The sequence below is a fragment of the Alienimonas sp. DA493 genome, assembly GCF_043951915.1.
Classification (GTDB): Bacteria; Planctomycetota; Planctomycetia; order Planctomycetales; family Planctomycetaceae; genus Alienimonas.
The window spans coordinates 1-1,959 of record NZ_JBINJD010000305.1; the positions used below are offsets into that span (position 1 = coordinate 1).

Consider the following 1,959-nt stretch of genomic DNA (forward strand, 5'->3'; position numbering starts at 1 on the left):
AGCGGCGGACGGACCGCGGCCCGTCCGCCGCTACGCCGGCGGCCAGAGGCTCCACAGCAGCGCCGCGACCGGACCGGCGAGCAGCAGGGAGTCGAGGACGTCCAGGACGCCGCCCATCCCCGGGAGCAGCGTGCCGGAGTCCTTCACGCCGGCGTCCCGCTTCAGCACGCTCTCCACCAGGTCGCCGAACAGCCCGGCCAACCCCACCGCGGCGCCGAAGACGATCGCCCGCAGCAGGTCCGGCTCGCCCCGGCCGAAGGACGGCCCGGCCAGCCACAGCCAGAGCGTCGTGCCGACCGCGGCCCAGACCAGCGCCCCCACGGCGCCGGCCCATGTCTTGCCGGGGGAGACCCGCGGGATCAGCTTCCGTTTGCCGAACGCCCGCCCGGTGAAGTAGGCGCCGGTGTCCCCGCATTTCGCCGCGGCGATCAGGCTGCCGATCGCCAGATACCCCGCGTCGCCCCCTCCCACCCAACGGAGTTGAGCGGTGACCGCCAGCAACCCGCCGACGTACAGCAGGCCAAACGCCTCCGCGGCGAGGCCCTCCGCGTGCCCGCCGGGGCGGTCGAACCGCAGCACCCGGCGGACGGCGACCAACAGCAGCCCCGCCGCCACGCCGATCGTCACCCCGCCCAACCCGGTCAGCGGGTTCGTCGGCGGCAGCACGGGATCGCCGGCGGAGACGAGCCAGTGCGGGAGCCACGCCCCCAGCAGGGCGAACGTCACCCCCAGCCCCGCCGCCAACAGCGACGGCCGGGCGGCCTTCGGGTCGGCCCAGTAGTCCGCCGGGGTGTCCTCCTCGTCGCCCGGCTCCGGCGCCGGGGGGGCGGCCGGCGGGGGGAACAGGCGGACCAACTCCGCGGTCGCCTTCCAGCCGATCGCCAGCAGGGCGACGAACAGCGCCGGCGCCGTCGCTCCGGCCCGGTGGTCCAGCCAGCAGAGCCCCAGGAACCCCGGGATCAGAATCGCCGCGGAGAGCAGTCGTCCCAGCATCAGGCCCCCGCCGCGCCGTCAGGGGAGGAGGCGTCCTCGGCCGGGGCCGATTCGCCGGGGACCGGGGACGGGTCGTTCAACCCGCCGAAGCGGCGGTCGCGGGCGGCGAAGCTTCGCAGGGCGGCGTGCAGGTCCTCCGGGCCGAAGTCCGGCCAGGGTTTCTCGCTGATCGCCAGCTCCGCGTAGCTGATCTGCCAGAGCAGGAAGTTGCTCACGCGGTACTCGCCGGCGGTCCGCAGCACGAGGTCCGGGTCCGGCCAGCCGGCGGTGTCGAGGCGGGCGGCGAAGGCGTCTTCGGTCACGTCCTCCGGCCGGAGCCCGCCGGCGGCGACGTCGTCCGCGATTTTGCGGGCGGCCCGGGCGATCTCGTCCCGGCTGCCGTAGTCCAGCGCCAGGCAGAGCCGCATCCCCCGGTTGGGCTTGGCGAGTTCGATGGTGCGGTCGACCTCCGCCATCACGTCGGCGGGCAGGCCGTCGCGGCGGCCGATCGTCTCGAACCGCAGGCCGTGCCGCTCCACGTTGGGGCGCTGCTCGACGGCGTACCGCTTCAGCAGGGCCATGAGGAACTCGAACTCCGTCGCCGGCCGCTTCCAGTTCTCTCGGCTGAAGCAGTAGAGCGTGAGTTGTTCGATCCCGAGCCTGGCGCACTCCTCGACGATGCGGTCGGCGGCCTTCGCCCCGGCGGCGTGGCCCTCGTGCCGGGGGCGGCCCTTCCCGACGGCCCAGCGGCCGTTGCCGTCCATGATCGCCGCCACGTGCACCGGCAACCGTTCCCGGCTCAACCCGAGCCGGGCGAGGTCGGCGTCGCTGTAGGGTTCGGCGGCGCGCGGTTCGGCGGAGCGGGGGGCGGGGTCGGACATGCGGGTCGAAGTGTGGCCGCCGGAGCGGGCGGCGGCAAACCGGCGGCCCGTCCATTCCCCCCTCGCCCCCCTTTTGGGGGAGAGGGGTCGGGGGTGAGGGGGCAGC

Annotated in this window: 2 protein-coding genes; both read right to left on the bottom strand. The window is 75.0% G+C overall.

What is annotated here, in order from left to right; genetic code table 11:
• Positions 1–30: 30 nt before the first annotated feature.
• On the bottom strand, positions 31–993 hold the full coding sequence (locus ACG2DA_RS22600; protein ID WP_395258931.1) for a phosphatidate cytidylyltransferase: 963 nt from the start codon (positions 991–993) through the stop codon (positions 31–33).
• On the bottom strand, positions 993–1,853 hold the full coding sequence (gene uppS, locus ACG2DA_RS22605) for a polyprenyl diphosphate synthase (protein WP_395258933.1): 861 nt from the start codon (positions 1,851–1,853) through the stop codon (positions 993–995). Before uppS ends, ACG2DA_RS22600 begins: the two co-directional genes overlap by 1 nt.
• Positions 1,854–1,959: the final 106 nt, after the last annotated feature.